General features: G+C 62.2%; 25 protein-coding genes. 9 read left to right on the top strand and 16 right to left on the bottom strand.

Annotated elements, in window-relative coordinates:
* Positions 1 to 31: 31 nt before the first annotated feature.
* From GLX_RS09580 to GLX_RS09575, 3 genes are all read right to left on the bottom strand, one after another.
* Positions 32 to 541: a Fur family transcriptional regulator gene (locus GLX_RS09580; RefSeq protein ID WP_014105767.1), complete on the bottom strand. Its 510-nt coding sequence runs from the start codon at positions 539 to 541 to the stop codon at positions 32 to 34.
* A gap of 54 nt (positions 542 to 595) precedes the next feature.
* Positions 596 to 727 carry a hypothetical protein gene (locus tag GLX_RS19225; RefSeq protein ID WP_267128677.1) on the bottom strand — a complete coding sequence of 44 codons (132 nt, stop codon included), beginning with the start codon at positions 725 to 727 and terminating at the stop codon, positions 596 to 598.
* Positions 728 to 921: 194 nt separating this feature from the next.
* A complete protein-coding gene (locus tag GLX_RS09575) occupies positions 922 to 1407 on the bottom strand; it encodes a flavin reductase (RefSeq protein ID WP_014105766.1) in 486 nt (161 codons plus the stop codon).
* A 122-nt stretch (positions 1408 to 1529) separates the two neighbouring features.
* Here GLX_RS09575 and GLX_RS09570 point away from each other — a divergent pair, with 122 nt between their 5' ends.
* The 3 genes from GLX_RS09570 to GLX_RS09560 are packed head-to-tail and all read left to right on the top strand — an operon-like array spanning position 1530 to position 5587.
* Positions 1530 to 2588: an enoyl-CoA hydratase/isomerase family protein gene (locus GLX_RS09570; RefSeq protein ID WP_014105765.1), complete on the top strand. Its 1059-nt coding sequence runs from the start codon at positions 1530 to 1532 to the stop codon at positions 2586 to 2588.
* A 27-nt stretch (positions 2589 to 2615) separates the two neighbouring features.
* Positions 2616 to 4055, top strand: a complete 1440-nt coding sequence (locus tag GLX_RS09565; protein ID WP_014105764.1) for a protein adenylyltransferase SelO — start codon at positions 2616 to 2618, stop codon at positions 4053 to 4055.
* 56 nt (positions 4056 to 4111) lie between these two features.
* Complete coding sequence (locus GLX_RS09560) at positions 4112 to 5587, top strand: sugar porter family MFS transporter (RefSeq protein WP_014105763.1); 1476 nt, start codon at positions 4112 to 4114, stop codon at positions 5585 to 5587.
* 10 nt (positions 5588 to 5597) lie between these two features.
* Here GLX_RS09560 and GLX_RS18125 read toward each other — a convergent pair whose 3' ends face one another.
* A complete protein-coding gene (locus tag GLX_RS18125) occupies positions 5598 to 5819 on the bottom strand; it encodes a hypothetical protein (RefSeq protein ID WP_148268577.1) in 222 nt (73 codons plus the stop codon).
* Positions 5820 to 5837: 18 nt separating this feature from the next.
* Here GLX_RS18125 and rfaE1 point away from each other — a divergent pair, with 18 nt between their 5' ends.
* A complete protein-coding gene (gene rfaE1 / locus GLX_RS09555; RefSeq protein ID WP_014105762.1) occupies positions 5838 to 7271 on the top strand; it encodes a D-glycero-beta-D-manno-heptose-7-phosphate kinase in 1434 nt (477 codons plus the stop codon).
* Between the two features lie 112 nt (positions 7272 to 7383).
* Here rfaE1 and GLX_RS09550 read toward each other — a convergent pair whose 3' ends face one another.
* A complete protein-coding gene (locus tag GLX_RS09550; protein WP_014105761.1) occupies positions 7384 to 9375 on the bottom strand; it encodes a S9 family peptidase in 1992 nt (663 codons plus the stop codon).
* A 96-nt stretch (positions 9376 to 9471) separates the two neighbouring features.
* On the opposite strand from GLX_RS09550, the gene GLX_RS09545 reads away from it, so the two are divergent.
* Positions 9472 to 10140, top strand: coding sequence for a DedA family protein (locus GLX_RS09545; protein ID WP_014105760.1), 669 nt, complete (start codon positions 9472 to 9474; stop codon positions 10138 to 10140).
* On the top strand, positions 10137 to 11078 hold the full coding sequence (locus GLX_RS09540; protein ID WP_014105759.1) for an SDR family oxidoreductase: 942 nt from the start codon (positions 10137 to 10139) through the stop codon (positions 11076 to 11078). Before GLX_RS09545 ends, GLX_RS09540 begins: the two co-directional genes overlap by 4 nt.
* Positions 11079 to 11173: 95 nt before the next feature.
* Here GLX_RS09540 and trmB read toward each other — a convergent pair whose 3' ends face one another.
* The 6 genes from trmB to GLX_RS09510 form a co-directional block, all read right to left on the bottom strand.
* Entirely contained in the window at positions 11174 to 11878 is a 705-nt protein-coding gene (trmB, locus tag GLX_RS09535) for a tRNA (guanine(46)-N(7))-methyltransferase TrmB (protein ID WP_014105758.1), read from the bottom strand.
* 200 nt (positions 11879 to 12078) lie between these two features.
* Complete coding sequence (metK, locus tag GLX_RS09530) at positions 12079 to 13266, bottom strand: methionine adenosyltransferase (protein WP_014105757.1); 1188 nt, start codon at positions 13264 to 13266, stop codon at positions 12079 to 12081.
* A gap of 141 nt (positions 13267 to 13407) precedes the next feature.
* A complete protein-coding gene (dapB, locus tag GLX_RS09525; RefSeq protein ID WP_014105756.1) occupies positions 13408 to 14202 on the bottom strand; it encodes a 4-hydroxy-tetrahydrodipicolinate reductase in 795 nt (264 codons plus the stop codon).
* Positions 14203 to 14381: 179 nt separating this feature from the next.
* Positions 14382 to 15515: a molecular chaperone DnaJ gene (gene dnaJ, locus GLX_RS09520; RefSeq protein WP_014105755.1), complete on the bottom strand. Its 1134-nt coding sequence runs from the start codon at positions 15513 to 15515 to the stop codon at positions 14382 to 14384.
* Between the two features lie 186 nt (positions 15516 to 15701).
* Positions 15702 to 17609, bottom strand: coding sequence for a molecular chaperone DnaK (gene dnaK / locus GLX_RS09515; protein ID WP_014105754.1), 1908 nt, complete (start codon positions 17607 to 17609; stop codon positions 15702 to 15704).
* Positions 17610 to 17794: 185 nt separating this feature from the next.
* Positions 17795 to 18400, bottom strand: a complete 606-nt coding sequence (locus GLX_RS09510) for a nucleotide exchange factor GrpE (protein WP_014105753.1) — start codon at positions 18398 to 18400, stop codon at positions 17795 to 17797.
* A 243-nt stretch (positions 18401 to 18643) separates the two neighbouring features.
* Between GLX_RS09510 and GLX_RS09505 the strand changes: the two genes are divergently transcribed.
* The gene (locus GLX_RS09505; RefSeq protein ID WP_014105752.1) at positions 18644 to 19354 is read left to right on the top strand and encodes a response regulator transcription factor; all 711 of its coding nucleotides are present in this window, start codon (positions 18644 to 18646) and stop codon (positions 19352 to 19354) included.
* Between the two features lie 9 nt (positions 19355 to 19363).
* Positions 19364 to 21145, top strand: a complete 1782-nt coding sequence (locus tag GLX_RS09500; protein WP_014105751.1) for a stimulus-sensing domain-containing protein — start codon at positions 19364 to 19366, stop codon at positions 21143 to 21145.
* Here GLX_RS09500 and pqqE read toward each other — a convergent pair.
* From pqqE to pqqA, 5 genes are read right to left on the bottom strand one after another with little or no spacing between them, the layout of a single operon-like run.
* Entirely contained in the window at positions 21126 to 22232 is a 1107-nt protein-coding gene (gene pqqE / locus GLX_RS09495) for a pyrroloquinoline quinone biosynthesis protein PqqE (protein ID WP_014105750.1), read from the bottom strand. The genes GLX_RS09500 and pqqE overlap by 20 nt on opposite strands.
* Positions 22229 to 22513, bottom strand: coding sequence for a pyrroloquinoline quinone biosynthesis peptide chaperone PqqD (gene pqqD / locus GLX_RS09490; RefSeq protein ID WP_014105749.1), 285 nt, complete (start codon positions 22511 to 22513; stop codon positions 22229 to 22231). The genes pqqE and pqqD overlap by 4 nt, the downstream gene beginning before the upstream one ends.
* Positions 22510 to 23247 (bottom strand): pyrroloquinoline-quinone synthase PqqC, encoded by a 738-nt coding sequence (gene pqqC, locus GLX_RS09485; RefSeq protein ID WP_014105748.1) that lies wholly within the window; start codon positions 23245 to 23247, stop codon positions 22510 to 22512. Before pqqC ends, pqqD begins: the two co-directional genes overlap by 4 nt.
* Entirely contained in the window at positions 23244 to 24167 is a 924-nt protein-coding gene (pqqB, locus tag GLX_RS09480) for a pyrroloquinoline quinone biosynthesis protein PqqB (RefSeq protein WP_014105747.1), read from the bottom strand. Before pqqB ends, pqqC begins: the two co-directional genes overlap by 4 nt.
* Before the next feature lie 55 nt (positions 24168 to 24222).
* Positions 24223 to 24303: a pyrroloquinoline quinone precursor peptide PqqA gene (gene pqqA / locus GLX_RS09475; protein WP_010508617.1), complete on the bottom strand. Its 81-nt coding sequence runs from the start codon at positions 24301 to 24303 to the stop codon at positions 24223 to 24225.
* A 293-nt stretch (positions 24304 to 24596) separates the two neighbouring features.
* Here pqqA and GLX_RS09470 point away from each other — a divergent pair, with 293 nt between their 5' ends.
* Complete coding sequence (locus GLX_RS09470; protein ID WP_014105746.1) at positions 24597 to 25844, top strand: AI-2E family transporter; 1248 nt, start codon at positions 24597 to 24599, stop codon at positions 25842 to 25844.
* The last annotated feature ends 97 nt before the right edge of the window (positions 25845 to 25941 follow it).

Below are 25941 nucleotides of genomic sequence, written 5' to 3'. Positions count from 1 at the left end.
GGTTATGATCCGACCGGCCGGAAAGAACCGGTCAGGCGCAGGCGGCGCACACGCCTTCCGCCTCGATCGTGCTCTGCCTGACCGTAAAGCCGCGCGCACGCGTGACCTCGACCAGGGCTTTGAGGATATGCGGGTCATCCAGCTCCGTTACCCGCCCACACTGGCTGCAGATCAGAAACTGGGCGGCATGGACATGGTCGTGCCCGTGGCAGACATACCCCGATTCCAGCATGTGTCGGCAGCCCACAAAGGCAGACAGGCGTTCGATCTTGTGGATTAGCCCCTGCTCCATCAGGAAATCCAGTGCCCGGTAGACCGTGGGCGGAGCCACCGGCTTGCCCCGGCTTACCCGCAGCTGCTCCAGCAGGTCATAGGCCCCCAGCGGGCGATCAGCCACCAGCACCAGATCCAGCACAAGGCGACGCATTTCGGTCAACCGCACACCGCGCTCGTGGCACAAAAGGGCGGCCTGGTCGAGCAGGGCCTGCGTGCCCGCTTTGGCCCGGGAGCCAGCCGTATCCATCTGTATCGCACGGGTCACTGCACGCCCTCCTGTATCCGGTTGCCAGCAGGCCCCTGCGCGGGGGTGCAGGGATCAATCTGGCAGGTGATCCACCCACATGGCCATCAGCGCCACGAACAGGGCAAGCCCTGCATGTATCCAGATCAGCCCGCGCAGCGTCAAGACAGGAACCCTGCCCGCCTGCGTGCCCTGTGTATCCTGCATGCTCCACGTCCCCCAATCTGGTGTTCCGGTTGAGCCTACGCAGGAAGGCTGGATTTTCCCTTAAGAAGGAAGCAGGACATAAATCCCTGATAAGGAATAGAATTTTTTGGGTGCCCCCTTTTTTCAAAAAGGCGGCATTCTTCAAAGCTTTTTGAAAAAAGCTTCACCAAAAACTTCTTTATGATTGACCTGCGTTATTCGTGGGGCAGGGTGTGGTAGGTGCGATTGAAATAGACCAGTCCGCCGCGCGGCGTGCTGCTACGCAGGCTTTCCACCACGCCAAACATCACGCTGTGGGTGCCCACCTCCACAATACGTTCGATCCGGCAGTCCAGTGACAGCACGGATTCCTCCAGCACCGGGGCACCACTGGTCAGCGTGGACCAATGGCCAGAGCGAAAGCGCTCTGCCTGCTCCACAGGGCTTGCGAACACGCCCGAGATATCCTGCTGATCGCCTGCCAGCACGTTGATGCACATGGCCCCATCCACCCGAAAACGATCCCGCACACGCGAAGAGCGATTGAGGCAGGCCAGAACGGTCGGCGGCGTATCAGTGACTGAACACACGGCAGAAGCGGTAAAGCCCGCCGGATCTTCCAGCGTGCCAGTTGTCACGACATTTACCGCAGCGCCCAGCCGCGCCATGGCGTTACGAAAGGTAAGGGCGTCGATCCCCATAGTCTGCTTGCCTCGGTCGCTATTGCATGCCTGTGGTCCGCACGCAGCCGTGACGCGGGACAGAAGCCGGGGTAGCGCATTCTACCGTGAATGAACACCGCAAACGCGCAAGGAGTCGCACCATGGACCCTGAACTGATCGAGATCACCCATACCGGGCGGCTGGGCCGCATCACGCTCAACCGCCCCCGTGCGCTCAATGCCCTGAGCATGGACATGTTCCGCACCATTGGCACCAGCCTGCTGGCCTGGCGCGATGATCCCGCCATTGAGACCGTACTGCTGGACAGCGCCAGCCCCAAAGCCTTCAGCGCGGGCGGCGATATCCGCGCCATCCGCACCCGGCTGGAAACCGAAGGCGTGGCTTCTGCCGCCGCCCCCTTCCGCACAAGTTACCGGATGGCCTCCCTGCTGGCGGGTTATCCCAAGCCGGTCGTCTCCTTCATGGACGGGATTGCCATGGGCGGCGGCATCGGGCTGGGAGGGCATGTACGCCACCGGGTGGTGACCGAACGCTCCGTCCTTGCCATGCCAGAGACCGCCATTGCCCTGACACCGGATGCCGGTGGCTCGTACCTGCTTTCCCGCGCGCCGGGCCTGAGCGGGCTGCGCCTGGCCCTGACCGCAGGCCGCATGAACGCCACCGCCGCCCTTGCCGCAGGCTTTGCCGACCGGCAGGCGCGATCGGACCAGTTGGGTAGCATAAGGGACGCCCTGACCCGCCTGCCCGCAGGCGTGGTGATGGACAGCCTGCCGCCATGCCCCGCCCTTGATACAGGGCCGGATACGGCAGAGATTGCCCCCGTTTACAGCGCACCCGATGTGCCCGAACTGATGGGTCGGCTCAGCGCCCATGGCGCGGACTGGGCACAGGCGGACCTTGCCGCCATGCAGCGTGCCTGCCCGTTCTCGCTGTGCATCACCTTTGCCGCCTGGCACGCGGCACGCAGGCAGCCGGATCTGGACCATGTGCTGGAACAGGAATTCCAGCTTGTGTGCCACATGCTCGCCCGCCCCGATTTTGCCGAAGGCGTACGCGCCCTGCTGATTGACAAGGACAACGCACCCCGCTGGGCACCGGCCGACATTCGCGACGTTTCCCTGCACGAGGTTGCCGCCTGTCTGCACACCCGCACGGCCTTCTCGCTCGACCTGCCGCTGGCCTGTACGGATAGCAACTAATTATTATCACACGTAAGGTATATCAAAATGCCCTTTTCAAACCACTACCATCCCGCTACCCATCACAGCAAGCTAGGCACTGAATTCTATGACGTGGTGCAGGCTGCCCGTTTCCCCACCCACATTCTGCGCTACCGTAATGATGACGTTTCACCGCGCATCGGCCTCGACACGCTTGATAATGAAGAATGGGTCCGTCACTTCGGTCATTTCGACCCGCTGCCCGGCTCACTGCCCCAGCCGCTGGCGCTGCGCTACCATGGCCACCAGTTCCGGGCTTACAATCCCGATCTGGGGGATGGGCGCGGCTTCCTGTTCGCGCAGCTCATGGACGCAGTGGATGGCCGCCTGCTCGATATTGGCACCAAGGGCAGCGGCACTACGCCGTGGTCACGCGGTGGGGACGGGCGGCTGACGCTAAAGGGCGGCGTACGCGAGATCCTGGCCAGCGAGCAGTTGGAGGCGCTAGGGGTGCGTACCTCACGCACACTGAGCATAATCGAGACGGGGGAAAACCTGCACCGTGGTGATGAGCCTTCACCCACGCGCTCTTGCGTGCTGGCGCGGCTGAGTCATTCGCACATCCGCATCGGCACGTTCCAGCGCCTGGTGGCCCTTCAGGACACGGCCAGCCTGAAGGATCTGGTGACTTACGTGATCGAGACCTATTACCCCCATCTGGCCCATGAGGCCGATCCCGCCGCAGCCCTGTATGATGCCGCCACCACCCGTATTGCTGAAATGACGGCACAATGGATGGCGGCGGGATTCGTGCACGGGGTACTCAACACCGATAACATCAACTTGACCGGCGAAAGTTTCGATTACGGACCGTGGCGCTTCGTGCCTACATTCAATCCCACCTTCACCGCTGCGTATTTCGACCATTCCGGCCTGTACGCCTATGGCCGCCAGCCCGAGGCGATGATGTGGAATGTGGCCCGGTTGGGGGAGTGCCTGATCTCCCTTTCCTCCCTTGAGAATATCCAAAGTATATTTGATGATTTTTGGGATCGTTATGAACGTTTTCTTGATATTTCAGTGATCTTGCGCCTTGGCCTGAAAGAGATTTCAAGAAAATCTTCACGCAGCCTGCGCACTGATCTGTTTTCTTTCATGGAGGAAAGCCAGATTGGGTTTGAATTTCCGTTTTTTGACTGGTATGGTGGGATCAAGAGCCAGAAACGTGCTCTGTCAGGACCGCGTGCCAACTTCTATGCGCAGGACAGCTTCAGAACTTTGCAGGACTGGATCATGCAACATGAACCAGCGCCCGGCATTGCCCTGTCGCATCCGTATTTTCAGGGTGCAGGGCCACATATGATGCCGGTGGAAACGGTGGAAAACCTCTGGCAGCCCATCGCTACGGCGGATGACTGGTCCGCCCTGCACGATGCCATGCGCCAGATCGCCAGCATGAAGTCGGCCCTGACCCCGGCCCTGCGGCCCGACACCGCCACGCCGTAGGGGAACCAACCGGCGGGGCGCGAATTTATAACAAGCAAGAAAGGAAAAAGCCCCGCATGAACACCCAGATACCCACCGCCCAGCCAGACCAGCAGACCGAGCCACTACCCGATCTGTCACAGATCGACATTTCTCCCAACGCGCGCAAGACCCTGTGGCTCGCAGCCATCGTGGCCGCCATCTGTGGCGGCCTCTATGGTTACGATACCGGCATCGTCTCGGGCGCGCTGCTGCTGATCACGCATGATTTCCAGCTGAGCAGTTTCCTGCAGGAAATGGTGGCCTCCGCCATTCTGGCGGGCGCGGTCATCGGCTCACTGCTGACGGGGTGGATGTCGGAACATTACGGTCGGCGCAAATCCATCATGATCGTGACCGCGATCTTCGTGCTGGGTGCGCTGGCGTGTGCCTTCTCGCCCGATGTCTATACGCTCATCGCCTCACGCGTGTTTCTTGGCCTGGCTGTTGGTGGTTCCACGCAGGTGGTGCCGATGTACATTTCCGAACTGGCACCTGCCCACAAGCGCGGGCACATGGTGACCATGTTCAACATCGCCATCGGCATTGGCATATTCGCCGCCAACATCATCGGCTTTGCCGCGCGCGATGCATGGGGCTGGCGGCCGATGGTGGCGATTGCGGCCATTCCGGCGGCGGTGGTGTTCATCTCCATGTTCTTCCTGCCCAAAAGCCCACGCTGGGCGGCGGAACATGAAAGCTTTGATTCCGCACTGGAGCAGTTGCAGCGCATCCGCACATCCGAACGCGACATCCGCCGTGAGATGCGCCGCATCCACGCCAATGCGAATGAGGAAACCGACCCGCGCGACATCGGCTGGCGCGGCATCCGCCAGCCCTGGGTACGCCCGGCCCTGATCGCGGCCCTTGGCGTTGCCTTCTTCACGCAGGCGGGCGGCCTTGAGATGATGATCTATTACGCACCGACCTTCCTGTCTGATGCAGGTTTTGGCAGTTCCTCCGCCCTTATGGCCAGCATCGGCATCTCGATCATCTATCTGGTCATGACCATTCTGGGCTCGAACATCGTTGACCGGATTGGCCGCCGCCGTCTGGTGCTGGTCATGGGGCCGGGCAGCGTGCTCAGTCTGATCGGGCTTGGCATCATGTTCCTTGTACATCCGGCACCGGACAGTGTGGGCAGTTGGCTGATCATTGCCTTCATGCTGCTGTTCATGGTGTTCAACGCCGGTGGTATCCAGGTCGTGGGCTGGTTACTGGGGGCCGAAATGTTCCCGCTTTCCATGCGCGGCAATGCCACAAGCCTGCATTCCGCCATGCTGTGGGGCAGTGACCTGCTGGTAACCAGCACGGCACTGACACTGGTGACCAAGATCACGCTGGGCGGGACCATGTGGTTCTATGCCGGTGTGAACCTGCTTTCGGTCCTGTTCGTATATTTCATGGTGCCTGAGACGCGCGGCGCATCGCTTGAGGATATTGAAGAGGCACTGCGTGAAGGCCGCTTCCGCCCTACGCGCGGCAATACCGCCATTTTGGAAGAAGAAGAGTAACCAACTGTTTTTAAAAAGTAATGAAAGTTTTTAGTGAAGATTTTTGAAAAAAAGGCGGCACCCGAAAACTTCTTTCTTTTAAACACAGTCTCCAGAGCCCCTCCGGCCTGTTGCCCTGATAGAAGCTTTCCTGATTGCGGATCGGGAAAGCTTTCTTTATGCGGGCCGATGACTGGCCGGGCAGGGGCTTGCGCAATGCCGCGCCCCTGATCAGGATGCGGCTGGCAGCCACGGGAATGATGGACAGGTCATGATTGACAACATGCAGTTCGGGACCATCGCCGTGCTTGGCGATGTGATGCTGGACCGGTACATTTCCGGCACTGTCAGCCGCATTTCGCCCGAAGCGCCCATTCCCGTCGTGCTGCACGAAAAGCTCACCACCGTTGCGGGCGGTGCCGCCAATGTCGCGACAAATGCCGCAGCGCTAGGTGCACGGGTCCTGCTGACGGGCCTTGTGGGGGCGGACGAATTCGCACCTGAACTGATCCGCACACTCCGGCGCTGGGAACACATCAGCACCGACGGGCTGGTTACGGATGCAGGCCGCCCCACCATTACCAAGACCCGTGTGATGAGCGGCCGCCAGCAGATCGTGCGGATTGATAACGAGGACACCACACCACTCAACCCGGCCATTACAGCGCAGCTTGTAGAACAGGCCCATGCCGCCATTGACCGGGCCGATATCGTGGTCTGCTCAGATTATGGCAAGGGCGTGCTGAATGATGTTGTGCTGGCAGCGATCTTCGCGCGCGCCCATGCCTGCGGCATTCCGGTCATTGTCGATCCCAAGCGCAGTTCCTTCGCGGCCTATCGTGGCGCGGACCTGATCACCCCCAACCGCCATGAGTTGGCGCGCGCCACCGGCTTGCCGCTGGATACGGATGCGCAGGTAGTGGCTGCGGCACAGGTCGCCAGCGCCCAGTTTGGCGGCAACGTGCTCGTGACCCGATCAGATGAAGGCATGACACTATGGCAGACGGACGGAACCGTGACCCACGTTCGCGCCAAGGCTGCCGAAGTATTTGACGTATCGGGAGCAGGGGATACCGTGGTGGCAACGCTGGCCACTATTCTATCGGCTGGCCAGCCGGTCGAGACGGCAGTGACCATTGCGGGCACAGCGGCCTCGATCTCGGTGGGCAAACTGGGCACGGCCACGGTCTCACGCGCGGAACTGGGCCGGGCGCTGATGCGCGATACACAGGATTCTGGAAAGCTGGTTACACTGGCGCAGGCTGCCGCCATTACCAGTGACTGGCGGCATCATGGCATGCGGGTCGTGTTTACCAATGGCTGTTTCGACCTGCTGCATCCGGGACATATCTCCCTGCTACAGGCAGCGGCGGCAACGGGGGACAAACTGATTGTCGCCCTGAACACGGACCATTCCGTCAAGCGCCTGAAAGGCGAAAGCCGCCCCATTCAGGATGAACAGGCACGCGCCGCGGTAATCGGCGCACTACGCGTGGTTGATCTGGTAGTACTGTTTGATGAGGACACGCCACTGGAAGCCATCCGCACCATCATGCCCGATATTCTGGTCAAGGGTGCTGATTACCGCGAAGATCAGGTGGTGGGCGGCGATATCGTCAAAGCTGGTGGCGGGCGCGTGGTGCTGGTTGATATCGTATCGGGCCGATCCACTACCGCTCTTGTCAAGGCTGCTGCCCGCCCCTGACAAACGGATAAGAAGTTTTTGGTGAAGCTTTTTCCAAAAAGCTTCGAAAGACGCCGCCTTTTTGAAAAAAGGCGACACCCAAAAACTTCTGTTCCTTATTGATGTTTCCAGCTCACACCACAGGCGCATCCGCCTTCAGTTCAACTTTGGGAATGGAAGAGACAGGCAGCCCGAACACCTGCTGGTAAAAGGCCAGTTCCAGTTCCCACGCCTGCCGGATGGTCGTTTCCTGCCTGAATCCATGGCCCTCGCCCGCAAATTCATACAGCGCGCAAGGCACACCCTGCGCCCGCAGGGCCGCCACCATGGACTCCGCCTGTGCGGGCGGCACCACTTTGTCATCCAGACCTTGCAGGAACAGGACTGGTACCCTGATATCCGCCACCTGCGTAATGGGGGAACGGGCCAGATAGGTAGCTTCATCGGCAGGGTAGGGGCCGACCAGCGTATCAAGATAGCGGGATTCAAACTTGTGGGTATCGCACGCCAGTGCCCGCAGGTCGGTCACACCATACAGGCTGGTGCCTGCGGCAAACAGGTCCGAACGCGCAAGGGCCAAAAGCACCGTAAGCCCGCCCGCACTGCTACCGCGTATGACGATGCGGGCTGGGTCCACCCACCCCGCATCGGCCAGATAGTGGCAGGCGGCAACGCAGTCATCCACATCCACCCCCCCCCACTGGCCCTCCAGCCGCTGACGATAGGCGCGGCCAAAGCCGGTGGACCCCCCGTAATTGACATCAACCACCGCGAACCCGCGCGAAGTCCACCATTGCACCTTGAACGAAAACGCCGTGCTGGCCCGCCCGGTGGGGCCACCATGGGCCATGACAACCAGCGGTGGCTTCTCACCCGCTTCCCCACGATAGCGGGCGCTGGCCGGGGCATAAAAAAAGGCGTGTCCTGTCCCTTCCTTGCCCGGCAGGGGGAAGCGAACCGTCGTGGCGCGGGCAATATCATCTGTTGCAAGGGGGAGCGTAGCCGCACGGCGCAACACATGGACCGCCTGCCCCGGCTGGCCACAGACCACCGCCGCTGCATCATCGGGCGGTGCATCGAGCCATGCGAACCCACCCCCTGCAACCGGAAGCGGGCAGGCTGACGGATGGCCCAGCGCCAATGGTGTTACCGCACCATCACGGATGGACACCATGCGGGGTTCGCCCTCGCTGATGACCATGGCGAGGATGCTGCCGTCATCAAGCGGCACATAGCTGCGCAGGCCAAACACCCAGTGCGGCTGGCCGATCTCGGCCTGCATGGGGGCCAGCGCCACCGGGGCCGCACCGGTCGTATCAAAGCGGTAGAGGTTCCACCACCCGCTGCGATCCGACAAGGCAAGCAGGTGTCCATCGCGGTCCCAGCAGGGTTCGATCACGGATTCCGGCTGCCCGTCCTCCCCGGCAACACTCCACGGTGCGGCAAGGCGGGGCGGGTCATCACCTTCCTGCAGCAGGGAGGCCGCGCGCAGGCGCGTGCTGTCCCACGGCATGGCCGGATGGTCCCATTCGATCCACGCCAGGTACCGCCCATCGGGCGAGGGGCGGGGAGAGGACAGGAAATCCGGTCCCATCACCAGTGGCGTGCCGGTGTTGAAGGCCGGGTCACTGGTATCCATGCAGTCCAGCACGACAATGGCGGCAGCCGCTTCCTCGTCCTGCGCGCGATGATCTTCACGCACGCAGAAGACGAAGCGCCCGTCAGGGCTGAAGGTCAGGTCGGCATAACGCAGGCCCGCACCCGTGCACAGGCAGCGCGACTGCCCGCCTTCCATCAGCCACACGCTGCCATCGCGCCGGTTGCTGAACACGATGCGCCCCCGGCACACGGCATAGGCGCCACCGCCGTACTCATGCACGCGGGTGCCGACATCAAAGGGGGCAGGGGTCATGTCCGCCACATGGCCCGCGCGGGCGCGGACCAGCACGCGGCGCCCCGCTTCGGTCGGGCGGCCTTCCACCCAGTACACATCACGCCCGTCCACCCGTACATCGGACAGGGAGACCGTCTTTCCCGCCACCAGTTCCGCGCTGACGGGCGAGTTCCAGGTGCCATAGGGGGCTGTTACGGGGCCGGGCCTGTCGCTGCCGCCGGACTGGGTCATGTGTGTGCTCCTGGCATTTGTGCGTGACAATGGGATCGGGATTGCGCAAACCGCGTTTCACGCTCTGGGTCCGTACCCTACATAATCCTTTTCTTTATGACAGGTAATCCGCTGCTCCAGCATCTTGAACATCTTTTCCAGCATTACGGCTACGGGGTGATTGGCGTCACCATTATGCTGGAAAGCATGGGAATTCCGCTTCCGGCGGAGACCCTTCTCATCTCCGCCTCCATCTACTGCGCCGCCACCCACAAGATGAACATCACATGGGTGGCAACGGCGGCCATCATCGGGGCGATCATGGGGGATAACCTTGGCTACCTGATCGGCCGGTGGCTGGGCTACCCCCTGCTTGAGCGCTTGGGGGGCAGGGTAGGTCTTACGCCCACCCGCCTGCAAGCCGGGCGCTTCCTGTTCAGGCGGTATGGCGGAATTATCGTGTGCCTTGGGCGGTTCATCGCCATACTGCGCGTGTTCGTGGCGCTGCTGGCGGGTGCGAACCACATGCCGTGGCTCCGCTTTCTCGTGTGCAATGCAGTGGGGGGGGCGGTGTGGGCGGGCGGATATGCCTATGCGGCCTATTATCTGGGTCACAAAATAACGCGTATTTCCGGGCCGGTGGGCATAACACTGGCGGCCTGTAGCGCGGTGGTGGCAGTCGGTGTTGTGATTTTCCTGCGCAGGCAGGAACACCGCCTGACCGCCGAGGTGGAAGCCGCTGCCCGGCGCGAGATGGAACAGTCACAGCAGGAGGGTGAGACATGACCAGACACTGGAGCCTGAAACAGGCACCCCGCATGGATGGCCGTCTGGCCCTGGTAACGGGGGCCACGGGCGGACTGGGTTACGAGACAGCACTTGGTCTGGCCAGCCGTGGGGCTACCGTCATGCTGGCAGGCCGCAACCCTGAAAAGGGCATGGCCGCATTGGTACGCCTGCAGGGTGACGTACCGGGAGCCAAGGCCTCCTTCCGCCTGCTGGATGTGGCCAGTCTGTCTTCCATTGCCACCTTTGCCCACGAACTGGCGCAGGAAACCGACAGGCTGGATGTGCTGGTCAACAATGCAGGCGTGATGGGCACGCCGCGCCGACTGGAAACGTGCGACGGGTTTGAACTCCAGTTCGGCACCAATTTCCTTGGACCCTTCGCGCTCACGGCCCGGTTGCGTCCATTGCTGTGCGCCGCACCGCAGGGGGGGCGGGTGGTCACGGTGGCCAGCCTTGCCGCCCTTGACGGGCAGATCGTGTTTGATGACCTGCAGGCCCGCAGGCGCTACGCCCCGTTCCGCGCGTACCGACAGAGCAAGCTGGCCGACCTGATTCTGGCGCTGGAACTGGACCGACAGGCCCGCACCCATAACTGGAACCTGCATTCCATTGCCGCCCATCCAGGCTGGGCCATGACGGATATTTCCACCAGCCGCCTGTCCACAAAACAGGGATTGCAGGAAAAGCTGACCCGTCTTGGCGCGGTCTGGGCGTTTAAGCTGATGGGCCAGTCCGCCGCCCATGGCGCACTACCGATCGAATTTGCTGCTATGGCACCGGAGGCCCGCGATGGCGGCTATTACGGTCCTGACGGGCGCGGTGAACGGCGGGGACATGTGAGCGAGGCGTTCATTCCCCCTGCCGCGCGCGATCTGGGCATAGCCCGGCGCTTGTGGCAGGTGGCCGAGCGGCTGACCGGCACATCGCTATCGTAATCAGCTGATAGAAGTTTCTGGGTGCTGCCTTTTTTCAAAAAGGCAGCGTTTCTGAAGCTTTTTGGAAAAAAGCTTCACCAAAAACTTCTTTTCCTTCAACGGCGGGTGAAGGTCCAGTACAGCGGCTTGCGACCGGCAGCAAAAGCTTTTGCCTCATAGCGGGTCGGCGGCCAGCCTTCGGGGCGGACGGTAGCGGGCGGTGCCGTCTCGAACAGGTCCTGCGCACTCATCACTTCCTCCACCCATGCCTGATAGGTGGGATCATCACTTGCCACGCGCCAGGTCGCACCAGGGCGCAGGATGCGGGCGGCCATCTTTACCGTCTCGGGGTGGACGAAGCGACGCTTGGCATGGCGCGACTTGGGCCACGGATCGGGGAACATGAGGAACAGCCGGTCGATCGAGGCATCGGGCAGGCCGCGCAGCAGGATACGCGCATCTTCATCCCAGATCCGCAGCATGTCGGGCACGGGCGCCGTTGCTTCCTCATCATCAGGCACGACACGCGACAGCAGGGAACACAGGCCGTTCTCGAACACCTCACACGCAATATAGCCCACATCGGGGTTGGCTGCGTTCTGGGCCAGCGAATGCTCGCCCCCGCCAAAACCCACTTCCAGCCAGATCTGCTTTGGCGCATGGCCAAAGGCTGAAGCCGGGTCCGCTATCGCCGCCTCGGGGAAACGCATGCGCGGCAGGGTCTGGTCCAGAAGCCGCTGCTGGCGGGGGCGCAGCGGATGGCCGCGCTGGCGCCCGTAAAGCCGTTCTGGCGATGCCTTTACATCCACGGAGGCGGTCATGTGTCCGAAAATCCTGCTCCTGCTGCCGTAGTGCACGGCATGATTGAAAAACGCAGCGGGGGCCGCCACGACCGGCTTTTGCAAGCAGTCATGGCAGGCCCCCGATAACTAAAGAAGTTTTTGGTGAAGCTTTTTTCAAAAAGCTTCAGGGAACGCCGCCTTTTTGAAAAAAGGCAGCACCCAAAAACTTTTATTATTTTTTAGCGGTTGAAGGCACCACGCAGGGCATCGACCAGATCGGTCTGCTCCCATGTGAAATCGTCCTTCGCCGCATCCGGCGTACGGCCAAAGTGACCGTAAGCGGAGGTCTGGGTGTAGATCGGGCGGTTGAGGCGCAGGTGCTTGCGGATGCCGCGCGGGCTGAGGTCCATGACCTCACGCAACACGCGACCCAGCTTTTCCTCGTCCACATCCTTGCCGGTGCCGTCCAGGTCAACATAGACCGAAAGTGGGTGCGACACGCCAATAGCGTAGGAAACCTGCAAGGTGCAGCGATCGGCAAGGCCGGCAGCCACGACATTCTTGGCCAGGTAGCGGCAGGCATAGGCGGCCGAGCGGTCAACCTTCGTCGGGTCCTTGCCCGAGAACGCGCCGCCACCATGCGGGGCCGCGCCACCATAGGTGTCCACAATGATCTTGCGCCCGGTCAGGCCGCAGTCACCATCCGGCCCGCCAATGACGAAGATGCCGGTGGGGTTGACGTAGAACTCGCTCTCCGGCGGCATCCAGCCCTCGGGCAGGACATCACGCACGATGCTGCCCAGCTCCTCACGGATGGTGGCCTGGCTGGCCCCTTCAACGTGCTGGGTGGAGATCACGACAGAGGTGGCACCCACCGGCTTGCCATCGACATAGCGCAGGGTGACCTGGCTCTTGGCGTCAGGCTGCAGTGCTGCCGCACGCGGGTCGCCCGCCTTACGCAGGTCACGCACGCGATGGAGAATGTCATGCGCATAGAACAGCGGCGCCGGCATCAGGCTTTCGGTCTCACGCGTGGCGAAACCGAACATGATGCCCTGGTCGCCTGCGCCTTCGTCCTTCTCGCCCGCGCTGTCAACGCCCACGGCGATATCGGCGGACTGCGCGTGGAGATGGTATTCCACCTCGGCATTGCGCCATGAGAAACCGGCCTGATCGTAGCCGATATCCTTCACCGCATCACGCGCGCCTTCGATCAGCAGTTCGGGAGTGACAGAGGCCGGCCCACGGACTTCACCCGCCAGGATGATGCGATTGGTGGTGACCATCGTTTCGCACGCAACGCGCGATTCACCGTCTGCCGTCAGGAATGCATCCAGAACGGTATCACTGATCCGGTCGGCGACCTTGTCAGGATGCCCTTCGGATACGGATTCCGATGTAAACAGAAAATCGCCTTTATTACGCATGATGGTCCTGTCTGCCTCATATGAAATAGGGTAATTGACGCCTGCGGAACCCGGCGCATGATCGCATGCGTTTGGCCGAAAGCAGTTCAGGCGTCAAGCCATTTCCCCGAATGGCACCCTCCCCATGCGGTCAGGGCGGGTTTACTCCGCCACGGACTTCAGGCCCAGCACGTCTTCCATGTCATACAATGCTGGCCTGCGCGTGCGCAGCCAGTGCGCGGCCCGCACGGCGCCGGTAGCATAAACCCGGCGGTCAAACGAGCGGTGGGTCAGGCTGATCTGTTCGTGGGTGGAGGTGAAGATGACCGAATGTTCCCCCACGATCTGCCCCCCGCGCAAGGCCGCGAACCCGATTGCGCCATCGGCGCGCGGGCCGGTATGGCCATCGCGCCCGCTTTCAATATGATCTTCCAGCTTGATGCCCCGGCCTTCAGCCACAGCACGCCCCATGGCCAGCGCCGTGCCCGATGGGGCATCGACCTTCTGGCGGTGGTGCATTTCCAGTATCTCGGCATCGTAATCACTGCCGGGCAGGGCCGCCCCCATCTGGCGCGCAAGGCGGGTGACGAGCGTGACGCCGGGGGAGAAATTGGCCGCCTGCACCACGGCAACCCGCCCGGCCGCAGCATCAACCGCCTGCTGCTCCGCCGCTGAAAGGCCGGTCGTGCCCAGAACCCATGCGGTGCCGGATGCCGCCAGTGCTGCGCCGTGCGCCACAACCGTGGAGACATGGGTAAAGTCGATCACCACATCGCAATGGTGCGCAAGCTGGCTGATATCGCTGTAAACCGGGCAGTCGATCCCGGTCACGGGCGCGCCATCGCGCGTTGTGCCACCAGCCAGCACGCCGCCACCGGCGACCACTTCCTGCGCCAGAAGGCGACCGACGCGCCCGTTCAGACCCGCGATCCCGATACGCAATGGCTGCGCGTTCATGCCGTATTCTCCACCAGTCCAGATATAAAAATGGCGGCGCGACCGGGGGATCGCGCCGCCTGAACCTATCCATGGTGCGAGTTGGGGGGATTCACCATGAATGGCACCTTGGACCCTACACCTGAATAATCAATCTTTTCAACCACCCGGCATGCAGGCCTGGGTGGAAGGAAACGGGCTTACAGCTTGCCCTCGAAAAAATCCTTTACCTTGCTGAAGAAACCCGTGCTCTCGGGGCTGCCCTTGGCATGACCCGATGCATCGCCCTCGAATTCCTCCAGCAGTTCACGCTGGCGTTTGGTCAGGTGGCGCGGCGTTTCCACCACAACCTGAATATACATGTCACCGCGTGCGGAGGAACGCAGCACCGAGAACCCCTTGCCACGCAGGCGGAAGTGCTCGCCGGTCTGGGTACCAGCCGGGATCTTGACCTTGGAGCGCGAGCCATCGACCACCGGCACCTCGATTTCAGTGCCAAGGGCAGCCTGCGCCATGCGCACGGGCACGCGGCAGTAGATGTTGGAGCCATCACGCTGGAAGATCGGGTGTGCTTCCACCGAGACATGGACATACAGGTCACCCGCCGGCACGCCTTTGCCACCCGCCTCGCCTTCGCCAGACATGCGGATCCGGGTGCCGTCCTCAACACCTGCGGGAATAGCTACTTCGATGGTACGGTTCTTTTCCACCGTGCCCGCACCATGGCATTCCTTGCACGGATTGCGGATCAGACGGCCCGTGCCATGACAGGTGGGGCAGGGGCGTTCGACAAAGAAGAAGCCCTGCTGGGCACGGACCTTGCCCGCGCCATGACAGGAAGGGCAGGTCTCGGGCGGCTGGTCCTTGTCGGCCGAACCGGTGCCATCACAGCTTTCGCATGTGACGCGGCTGGGCACGGTGATCTTTTTCTTCACCCCGGCAAAGGCTTCGGCAAAGGTGATGGTGACCTGCACCTGCAGGTCGGCACCCGAACGGCGGCCACCGCGCTTGCCGCCCATCATGTCGCCAAACATCTGCTCGAAGATATCGCCCAGACCGCCGCCACCGAAGTCGAACCCGCCAGCACCGGCACCCGGGCCGCCGCCTTCAAACGCCGCATGGCCAAAACGGTCGTAGGCCGCGCGCTTGTTGTCGTCTTTCAGGACATCATACGCTTCGTTGATTTCCTTGAACTTGCCTTCCGCTTCCGCATCGCCCTGATTGCGGTCGGGGTGGTATTTCATGGCCAGCCTGCGATACGCCCGCTTGATTTCGTCGCCATTGGCATCGCGCGAAACCTCAAGGACTGAATAATAATCTATCTTGGTGGCCATGGGGATCCTCTAGCAAACGCGGCGGCCCATCTTCATGCGGCGCGCGCTTCGCGTTCCGGGTAATGGTTGTTCAGAATACGAAAAGCGCCCGTCTTCACAGAAGCACGGGCGCCACCCTGGTGGAAGGGCAGGGCGACCACGCGGGCCGCCCCTCCCTTCCGGAGCCTGTATGACGCCTTGCGGCGATCAGGACTTCTTGGAGTCGTCCACGTCTTCAAAGTCGGCGTCGACCACTTTTTCGTCCTTGGGCGCACCGCCGGGGGCTGCACCCGGTGCCGCACCTTCGGCCTGGCCTGCCTTGTAGACAGCCTCACCAACCTTCATCGCAACCTGCGTCAGACGATCGGTCGCCGTTTTCAGGGCTTCGGCATCGGTGCCTTCCAGCGCCTTGCGGACATCGGCAATCGCCGCTTCAGCCTCGGTCTTGTCAGCAGCCGGAACCTTGTCACCGGCTTCGGACAGGGACTTCTCGACCTGATGGGTCAGACCTTCGGCCTGGTTACGGGCCTCGACCTGTTCCTTCTTGGCCTTGTCGGCGGCAGCATTGGCTTCGGCGTCCTTTACCATCGCCTCGATGTCGGATTCAGACAGACCACCAGACGCTGCGATCTTGATCTGCTGCTCCTTGCCGGTCGCCTTGTCCTTGGCCGAGACGGACACAATGCCGTTGGCGTCGATGTCGAACGTCACCTCGATCTGCGGCACACCACGCGGGGCGGGGGCGATGCCGGTCAGGTCGAAGTTGCCCAGCAGCTTGTTATCAGCCGCCATCTCACGCTCGCCCTGATAGACCTTGATGGTCACGGCGTTCTGGTTGTCTTCCGCCGTGGAGAAGGTCTGGCTCTTCTTGGTCGGGATCGTGGTGTTACGGTCGATCAGGCGGGTGAACACGCCACCCAGCGTCTCGATACCCAGCGACAGCGGGGTCACGTCCAGCAGCAGCACGTCCTTGACGTCGCCCTGCAGCACCGCACCCTGCACCGCGGCACCAATGGCGACCACTTCGTCCGGGTTCACATTACGGGCAGGCTCCTTGCCGAAGAACTGCTTAACGGCCTCGATCACCTTGGGCATGCGGGTCATGCCGCCAACCAGGACAACCTCGTCAATCTCACCAGCAGAGACGGACGCATCCTTCATCGCCGCACGGCAGGGCTCCAGCGTGCGCTGGATCAGGTCATCGACCAGGCTTTCCAGCTTGGCGCGGGTCAGCTTGAGCACAAGGTGCTTGGGGCCAGATGCATCAGCGGTGATGAACGGCAGGTTGATCTCGGTCTCCTTGGAGGAGGAGAGTTCGATCTTCGCCTTTTCCGCCGCTTCCTTCAGGCGCTGCAGGGCCAGCTTGTCCTGACGCAGGTCGATACCCTGGTCACGCTTGAACTCATCGGCGAGGTAGCTGATGATGCGGGCATCGAAGTCTTCACCACCAAGGAAGGTGTCACCATTGGTGGACTTCACCTCGATCACGCCATCGGAAATCTCAAGGATGGACACGTCGAACGTGCCGCCGCCAAGGTCATAGACCGCGATGGTGCCGCCGTTCTTCTTCTCCAGCCCGTAGGCCAGCGCTGCCGCCGTCGGCTCGTTGATGATACGCAGCACTTCAAGGCCAGCAATACGGCCCGCATCCTTGGTGGCCTGACGCTGGGCATCATTGAAGTAGGCCGGAACGGTGATGACGGCCTGCGTCACCTTCTCGCCAAGATAGGACTCAGCGGTTTCCTTCATCTTGCCCAGAATAAAGGCGGAAATCTGTGCCGGAGCGTATTTCTTGCCCTGTGCTTCCACCCATGCGTCACCGTTGTCACCCTTGACGATCTCGTAGGGAACGAGACCCTTGTCCTTGGTCACGGTCGGGTCATCATAACGGCGCCCGATCAGGCGCTTGACCGCATACAGCGTGTTGGACGGGTTGGTGACGGCCTGACGCTTGGCGGACTGACCGACCAGCATTTCACCGCTGTCGGTAAACGCTACCATGGACGGGGTGGTGCGTGCGCCTTCGCTGTTCTCGATAACGCGGGTCTCATCACCCTCGCGCACGGCAACGCAGGAATTGGTTGTACCAAGGTCGATACCGATAACCTTGCTCATATGGATACTCTCCTTTTCAGCGGCCTGTCCGGACCCGAAGCATCGGGACAGACCCTTTCTTTCATATCGTCCGGGGCACTGGGTGGACTGTCTTTCCACATCCGCCCGTATCCCCGGCTGTTATTACCGATGTAGGCAGCCCCGGCTTCCCTTTCAAGGGGATCGGGCCGCCTGCGCGCAGGATTTCAGCTCCCCTGCGCCGGTCCTTTGGAGACGACAACCATGGCCGGCTTGAGCAGCCGCCCGTGCAGTGTCCAGGCCGGTGTCCACGCTTCCATCACGGTGCCATGGTCATGTTCGTCGCTATGCTGCTCGGACATGGCCTGATGCAGGTTGGCATCGAACGGCTTGCCCTTGGCATCTTCCGCTTTGATGCCGTTACGCTCGAGGATACCGACGAAGGAGCGCTCCGTGCTCTCGATCCCTTCACGCATGCGGGTCAGCAGGCTGTCCTCACCTTCGGTGGCGGGGGGCAAACTGGCGACTGCGCGCTTGAGGTTGTCAGCGGCCTCGACCACATCCTTGGCGAATTTCTGCACGGCGTACTGCCGCGCATCTTCAACCTCGCGCTTGGCGCGGCTGCGCACGTTCTGGGTCTCAGCTTCCGAACGGACCCATTTGTCACGCAGGGTCGCGACCTCGGCCTCAAGCTCGGCGATGCGGGCCTCAAGCGGGCTTTCCTGCGCCGGGGCGGCACCGGGGGCTTCCGGCTGGGCTTCGGCGTGGGGATTGGGGTTGCCGTGACCTTCGGGGGTTCCGGCAAAGGGGTTGGGGTCTGTGTTCTCGCTCATGCTCTTACAAGTAGGTAACGGCTGGCCGATGGACAAGGCATTGCGCTCCCGGCAGGCATGCCGAATTTGCGCAACATACCCGCCGTGAACGGGGCAGCCGGAATGACGTTATCACTCCAGTGAAGCAGGAACCCGCATCCCCTCATGACATGCGGGCGGATATGACGCTATGCTGCAACCGCCTGCCGGGCAAGGTACCGGCGGTCATGACCGGATCGGTACAGGAGCAAAAAGAGACCCCCCATGGAGCCAACGAAACAGACAATCGTGCTGGTTGACGATGACCGGAACATCCTGACCTCCGTGCAGATGACACTGGAGGCGGAAGGCTTCATTGTCCGCACCTATACCGATGGGGAAAGTGCGCTGCACGGTCTGTCGTCCCGCCCGGCGGATCTGGCCGTTCTTGACATCAAGATGCCACGCATGGACGGGATGGAGCTGCTCCAGCGCCTGCGCGCGCGTTCGCAGCTGCCGATCATTTTCCTGTCTTCCAAGGATGAGGAGGTGGACCAGCTCATGGGCCTGCGGCTGGGCGCGGATGACTACATCACCAAGCCGTTTTCCCAGCGCCTGCTGCTTGAGCGCATCCGCGCGCTGCTGCGCCGCAACGAGGTCAGCCGCAGCGAGGCCGCCGGCATCTGCCCCACGGGCACCATGGTGCGCGGTGCCCTGTCGCTGGACGAGACCCGCCACCAGTGCCTGTGGCATGGCCGTGACATCCAGCTTACAGTCACCGAATTCCTGCTGGTCAAGGCGCTGGCCGCGCGTCCCGGGCTGGTCAAGTCGCGTGACCAGCTGATCGATGCGGCGTATGGCGAAAACATCTATGTCGATGACCGTACAATCGACAGCCACATCAAGCGCGTGCGTAAAAAGTTCCGTCAGGTGGATGACGAGTTCAACCAGATCGAGACGCTGTACGGAATCGGCTACCGCTACAAGGAAGAATGATCCCGCCGGATGCCGCGTTTCCCCCTGTCTTCCCTTCCCCTGCCGCAGCCCCTGCGCCGGCTGATCCCGCGCCGGTGGAGCGGGGACAGCCAGAACAGTGTTGCGGAATTCATGGAATACCGGACCCGGCTGGTTTCCCCGCTCATGCGGCGGATCCTGCTGGTCAACACCCTGCCGCTGGGGCTGCTGGCGCTAACGCTGCTCTATCTTACGCAGTTCCAGAACAGCCTGCTTGAAGCCGAGGTCTCGGCCCTGCGCGAGCAGGCCCGCATCTATGCAGGTGCGCTGGGGCACAGCGCCATGGCCACAGCGCGCCATGACCCGGTTCTGGAACCCGCACTGGCGCGACCCCTGCTGCTGCGCCTGACCGAACCCAGCCCCAGCGCCCATGCCCGCCTGTTCGCACCCGACGGGCAGGTCGTGGCCGACAGCCGGGCCGACCAGCCCGTGCCCCCAGGTGCACCGGTGCGGGCCACACCGCTTTCCAGCACCGAGGAAGAGGATCATTCCCCCCCACCCTCCCCGCCTTCCATTAACATGGGGGAGCGGCTGTACAACTGGCTTCTGGCGCAACTGCCCACCCTGTCGGGGGAGCGGATCATGATGCTGGACACGCCGGATTCCGATCCCTCCATCCAGCCGGTCACCCAGCCCGATGGCACGCGGGTGATGGAAATTCCGCCCTATATCCGCCGTAACGCCAACCACCAGCTTATGGTGACCGTGGCCGAGCCGGTCATGGATGATGCCCAGACCACGGTGGGCATCATCCAGCTGACAAGGGAAGCGCGGGATGTGGACCGCTCGCTGTTCGCTGTGCGCTCGTCCATCCTGTCGCTGTTCCTGATGGCGCTGGCGCTGACCATCCTGCTTTCATGGTATCTATCACTCACCATTGCACGCCCGCTGCTGCGGCTTGCAGCATCCGCCCATATCATGCGCGAATCTTCGGGCCGGACCGACATGGTGCCCGACCGCCTGCTGGCGCGCGGTGACGAGATTGGCGAGGTCGCCCGCGCCCTACAGGATAGTGCGAGCGCACTGTGGGCCCGCATGGACGCCATCGAGCGCTTTGCCGCCGATGTCAGCCACGAGATCAAAAACCCGCTTTCCTCCATCCGCTCGGCCATCGAGAGCCTGCTGCGCATCCAGGACCCCGCACGCCAGCACCGCCTTATGTCGATCATCAATGACGATGTGCGCCGACTCGACCGGCTGATTACCGACATTGCCGATGCCAGCCGCGTGGATGCCGAACTCTCACGCACCCGCACCGAGCCTGTAGCCATCGTGCCGCTACTTTCGGTACTGGCCGAGATCCATCAGGCCACCCGCCAGCCGGGTCAACCCTACATGGTCGTGGCCAGCAGTGGGGACAGCCCCGAACGTCGCCTGACCGTGCTGGCGGTGGAAGACCGGCTGGTGCAGGTGCTGCGCAACCTGATCGGCAATGCGATTTCGTTCTCACCACCCGATGGCAAGATCCTGCTTAGCGCGGTGCCAGCGGGTAACATGGTGGAAATTGCGGTCAGTGATGATGGCCCCGGCATTCCGCAGGCCAAGCTCGACAACATTTTCGACCGTTTTTATTCCGAACGGCCCAGCAGCGAGAATTTTGGCCAGCATTCCGGCCTTGGCCTGTCGATCAGCAAGCAGATCATCACCGCCCTGCGTGGCACCATCAGCGCGGAAAACCGCACGGACGCCGATGGCCATGTGCAGGGCGCGCGCTTCGTGATCTGCCTGCCCCGGGTGGACGTGAAGGCGGAGGTCAGCCGACCTCATCCGTAGCCTGGCTGTAGCGGCGGTAGCGAAAAGGCGGAGGCTGGGCGGGCAGTGTTTCCAGCACCTTGAGCACACGTTCATGATCGGGCGCGCGGCTGCATACCGGGTCGGTTGCGGCCGCATTGCCCGCCAGCGCCAGCGCCTGGCAGCGGCAGCCGCCCCAGTCCTTTTCCCGCTGATCACAGCTGCGGCAGGGCTGGGGCATCCAGTCCGTGCCCCGAAACATGGTGAACAGCGGGGCCTCACGCCAGATATGGTCCAATGTGTCGGTCCGCACATCGGGGAAAGTTACGTTGGGAATGGTCTCGGCCGCATGGCACGGCAGCACCCGGCCCGAAGGCGAGATATTGATGAACCGCCGCCCCCAGCCACCCATGCACGGCTTGGGCCGGTCGGCATAATAGTCCGGCGTCACGTAATCGATGCTCAGCCGACCTTCATATTTCCTACGCGCTGCTTCCACCGCCTGCGTGGTCTGCTCAAGCTGGGCTGGCGTGGGCATCAGGGCCGCACGGTTGGCAAGGCCCCAGCCATAATACTGGGTATGGGCGATCTCGACCCGGCGGGCACCCATTTCCACCGCGGCTTCAAGCATCTGCGGCACGCGGGCGGCATTTTCACGGTAGATGACGAAATTCAGCGTCAATGGCATGCCATCGGCCGCGATCAGCCGTGCGGCTTCGATCTTGCGGGCCTGCGCACCCTTCATGCCGCCAACATGCTCGGCATTTTCCGTGTCGATATCCTGAAAAGACAGCTGGACATGATCCAGCCCGGCTTCCACCAGCACGGGGAAGGTCTTCTCATTGAGCAACACACCAGAGGTGATGAGGTTGGTGTACAACCCCAGCCCCACCGCATGGCGGATCAGGTCGGGCAGGTCGGGACGGCTCATCGGTTCCCCACCCGAGAAATGAACCTGCAGCACGCCCATCTCGGCCGCCTGATCCAGCACGCTGATCCACTCGGCGGTGGACAGTTCGTTGCGGCGCGGTTCCAGCGCCAGCGGGTTGGAACAGTACGGGCACTGCAACGGGCAGCGATGCGTCAGTTCCGCCAGAAGGCTCATGGGGGAGAGAAGCGTGTCTGTCATGATACGACCAGCACCTGCCGGGTTATGAGGTCACTGACCATGACATGGACATCCCGACCGATCACATCAACCGGGGCGGCAAACTGGCTGGCCAGTCCGGCCACGATCTGCCCCACCGTACGGGTGCCATCAACCAGTTTCAGCACCTCAGCTGCGATAGGATCTGGAATGAAGGCGCGTTCCGGGGCCTGAATGATCCACCGTTCGCGCACGCGGTCATGCTGTAGCCTGACCCCGCGCGCGAAGCGAACAACACTGTCGTCTGTCAGCCCTGTGGTCATGCCGCATCCGGGCGGAAGGCGCCGGGGGGAATGCGAGCAGGATTGACGTAGGCATATTCCAGCTCATCCAGCATGGACCACAGCACGCCACACTTGAACTTGAGCGCACCCAGCACCGCTTGCTGCTGTTCTGGCGTGCGGGCATGTTCCTTTACATAGGCCAGTGCAAAGTCGGAATCACGCGGGGCCTGCGTCAGGCGTGGCTGGAAGTAGGCCAGCGTCTCGGGCGTGATGAAGTCGTAATGGCGCAGCATGCCCGCCACGCGCTCACTGATGATGGTAGGCGAGAACAGTTCGGTCAGTGACGAGGCAATGGCTTCAAGGATGGAGCGGTCGCGCACGAACGCCACATAGGCATCGACCGCAAAGCGCGTGGCGGGCAGCAGCCCTTCCAGCGATTCAACATAGGCGCGGTCCAGCCCCAACCCGTCGGTCAGCTTCAGCCAGCGCGCGACACCACCGGTGCCCGGTGCATCGCCATCATGATCCACCAGACGCCGGCGCCACTCACGCCGCAGTTCCGCCGTGGGCAGGCGGGCGAGCAGGGTCGCATCCTTGGCCGGGATGCTGGCCTGATAGTAGTAGCGGTTGAGCGCCCATGCCTGCACCTGCGCGCGGTTCAGCCTGCCATCATGCAGCGCGCGGTGAAAAGGGTGCAAGTTGTGGTAGCGTTCCGCCCCGATGGCGCGCAGTGCGGCTTCGAGTTCATCGGGGGAAAGCAGTTTTCCGCTCATGCCGTAATCCTCATCCCGTCATGGGAAATTTCCCACCCCGCCGCCTCGACGGCAGCACGTTCGGGCGAATCCGCCAGAAGAACAGGGTTGGAATTGTTGATGTGTATGAAAATCCTGCGCTGTATGCCCAGGTCACGCAGGGCGGCGATGGTGCCGTCCATGCCATCCATGGACATGTGGCCCATGCGGCGGCCGGTTTTCTCACCTAGTCCGGCACGGACCATCTCGTCATCCACCCACAGCGTGCCGTCAAAGAACACGTCATCTGCCCCACGCAGGCGCACACGCAGGTTATCGGTCATGCGCGCGCAGCCGGGCACGAAGCAGACACGGTGTTTGCCATCAGATATTTCCAGCCCGACCGTCTCGCCATTTTCGCATATGGCCGCCGGGTCCGGGCCGGACTCGGCATAAAGCGGCACCTTGCCCGGCACCGCAAACGGCACGATGGTCAGGCCCGCAGGCGTGCCATCGGTCAGTTTCAGCGTTACGGGCTGGTCAAGCGCCATGGGCGTGCGGGTCACGACCGCGCGGTTCAGGGCTTCAAAAATTGGGTTGGCATCCAGCATGGACAGCACTTCGGGCGTAGCCAGCAGGGTAAAGGGCTGGCGCTCACGCAGCGTGAGCAGGCCGGTGATGGTGTCCACTTCCCCACCCGTCAGGATGACACCGGCGATGGGCGTGGACCGCAGACCTTCGCTGGGGTGCAGGGCGGGAGTCTGGTTTATCTGGGTCCGCAGATCAGGGGATGCGTTGACCACGAACCAGTTCTTTCCATCCCCACTAATGGCGATGGAAGCCTGTGTGCGGGGCAGGGCTGCCGGATCGCCGGCCCTGGCCCGCCTGCAACCGGGAGCGTTGGAATTCCATTGCGGAAATCCACCACCCGCCGCCGCGCCGAGAACGATAATGTCGATCATGGACGCAGAGTGTAAAAGAAAAACGCCGCCTGTGCGAGACAGGCGGCGTCATTCATTACTTCTTTTCGCCACAGACGTAGCTGTTGATCTCGGCGCCCAGGGGGACTTCAACAATCTTGGGGGTGTTCCAGGCCATGGGATTCTCCATTGGTTACGGTATCGGAAGGCAGGCGCCTTCCCTCCGTGGTATTTGATCCCTGTCCAACCGTGCTTTCAAGCACTGAGTCCCTCCATGGGCGGCGATAAAATTCACGTTAGCGTGTACCCGCCATGCCCTTGCAATGGCTGCGTAGCGGGGATGTGCCAAAATCCTTGGTCGTAAGCTTACGGTACCGTCATAAAGGGTACAGCACGGACACAAGGCCGGTCCGGCACCGCAGGCGCGCTGGCCGCAACACGCCACGCCAGCCACACGCCAGGACCTGATCGATGCCGCCCGAGACCGAGCCTACTCTCCCTTCCTACGAGCAAATCCAGCAACAGCGCGCCAACGAAGCCATGCGCCACAGCCGGATCGATACACGCACTGCCTGCCTGCTACTGCTCAGCGTGCTGGCGGTTTTCTACACGCTGTATTTTGCCTCTGCCATCATCCTGCCCATGATCCTGGCGCTGGTGGTCAACCTGCTGCTGTCAACGCCGCTACGCTTTTTGCACATGCGCCTGCGCCTGCCCAAACCACTGGCGGCGCTGTGCCTGATCCTGTGCGTGTTTGGCATGGTGGGTGCGGTGGGCACCGCTATTTCCGTGCCAGCCACCGGGTGGCTGGAGCGCGCGCCCGATGCGCTCAATACCCTGCGTGACAGGCTGGCCTTCCTGCGCGGGCCGTTCCAGCTGCTAACCAGCGCGTCCGAACGTATCCACAATTTCATGACCATCGCGAACGGTCATGGCGAACCCTCAGCCTCCACGGCCACGACGGCAAGCGGGCAGGTGATCGTTGTCGCCTCCCCCACCGCCACAGGGGGGCTGGACCGCTTCAGCTCTTCCATCCTGCTGGGCACGCAGGCGTTCATGGGGCAGTTCTTCACTATGATTCTGATGCTGTTCTTCCTGCTCGCGCAGGGGGACAGCCTGCTCAGGCGCTTTGTGGAGATCATGCCCACCTTTGCCGACAAACGGCGCGCGGTGCAGATCGCCTACCAGATCGAGCGCAATGTCTCGCAGTACCTGGCCACCATCACCATCATCAACAGCCTCGTGGGGCTGGTGAACATGGTCCAGTGCTGGCTGCTGGGCATGCCCAACCCGCTGCTGTGGGGAGTGGTGGCGTTCCTGCTCAACTACATCCCCATCATCGGGCCGATGATGGGCATCATCATCTATTTCCTTGTCGGGCTGTTCGTTTACCCATCGGTCTGGCAGGCGCTGCTACCACCGGCCATCTACCTGTGCATCCACCTGACGGAGGGCGAGACCATCACCCCCATGGTGCTGGCGCGGCGCTTCACGCTCAACCCGGTGCTGGTCATGGCATCGCTCATGTTCTGGGACTGGCTATGGGGTATCTTTGGCGCGTTCCTGTCCGTGCCGCTGCTGGCCGTGTTCAAGATTATCTGTGACCATGTAGATATCCTGACCCCCATCGGCCATATCGTGGGCGGACCCGCGCGTACGGCCACGCCCAAACCGCGCCTGCCCGAGAGCACCCTGCCCCCGGAAGGGCAGGACGATTAGAGCATGTCCACCAAAGAACCAGTTCGGTGAACATGCACTGGTCTACTGTTTTACCAGCATCTTCACCTGTCTGAATGCACAGATTGAAACAGGATCT

Origin of the sequence: Komagataeibacter medellinensis NBRC 3288 (genome assembly GCF_000182745.2) — a bacterium.
In the GTDB taxonomy this organism is placed as follows: Bacteria; Pseudomonadota; Alphaproteobacteria; order Acetobacterales; family Acetobacteraceae; genus Komagataeibacter; species Komagataeibacter medellinensis.
Note: the sequence above shows the minus strand (reverse complement) of the source record. Positions and strands in the feature narration are given on the sequence as shown.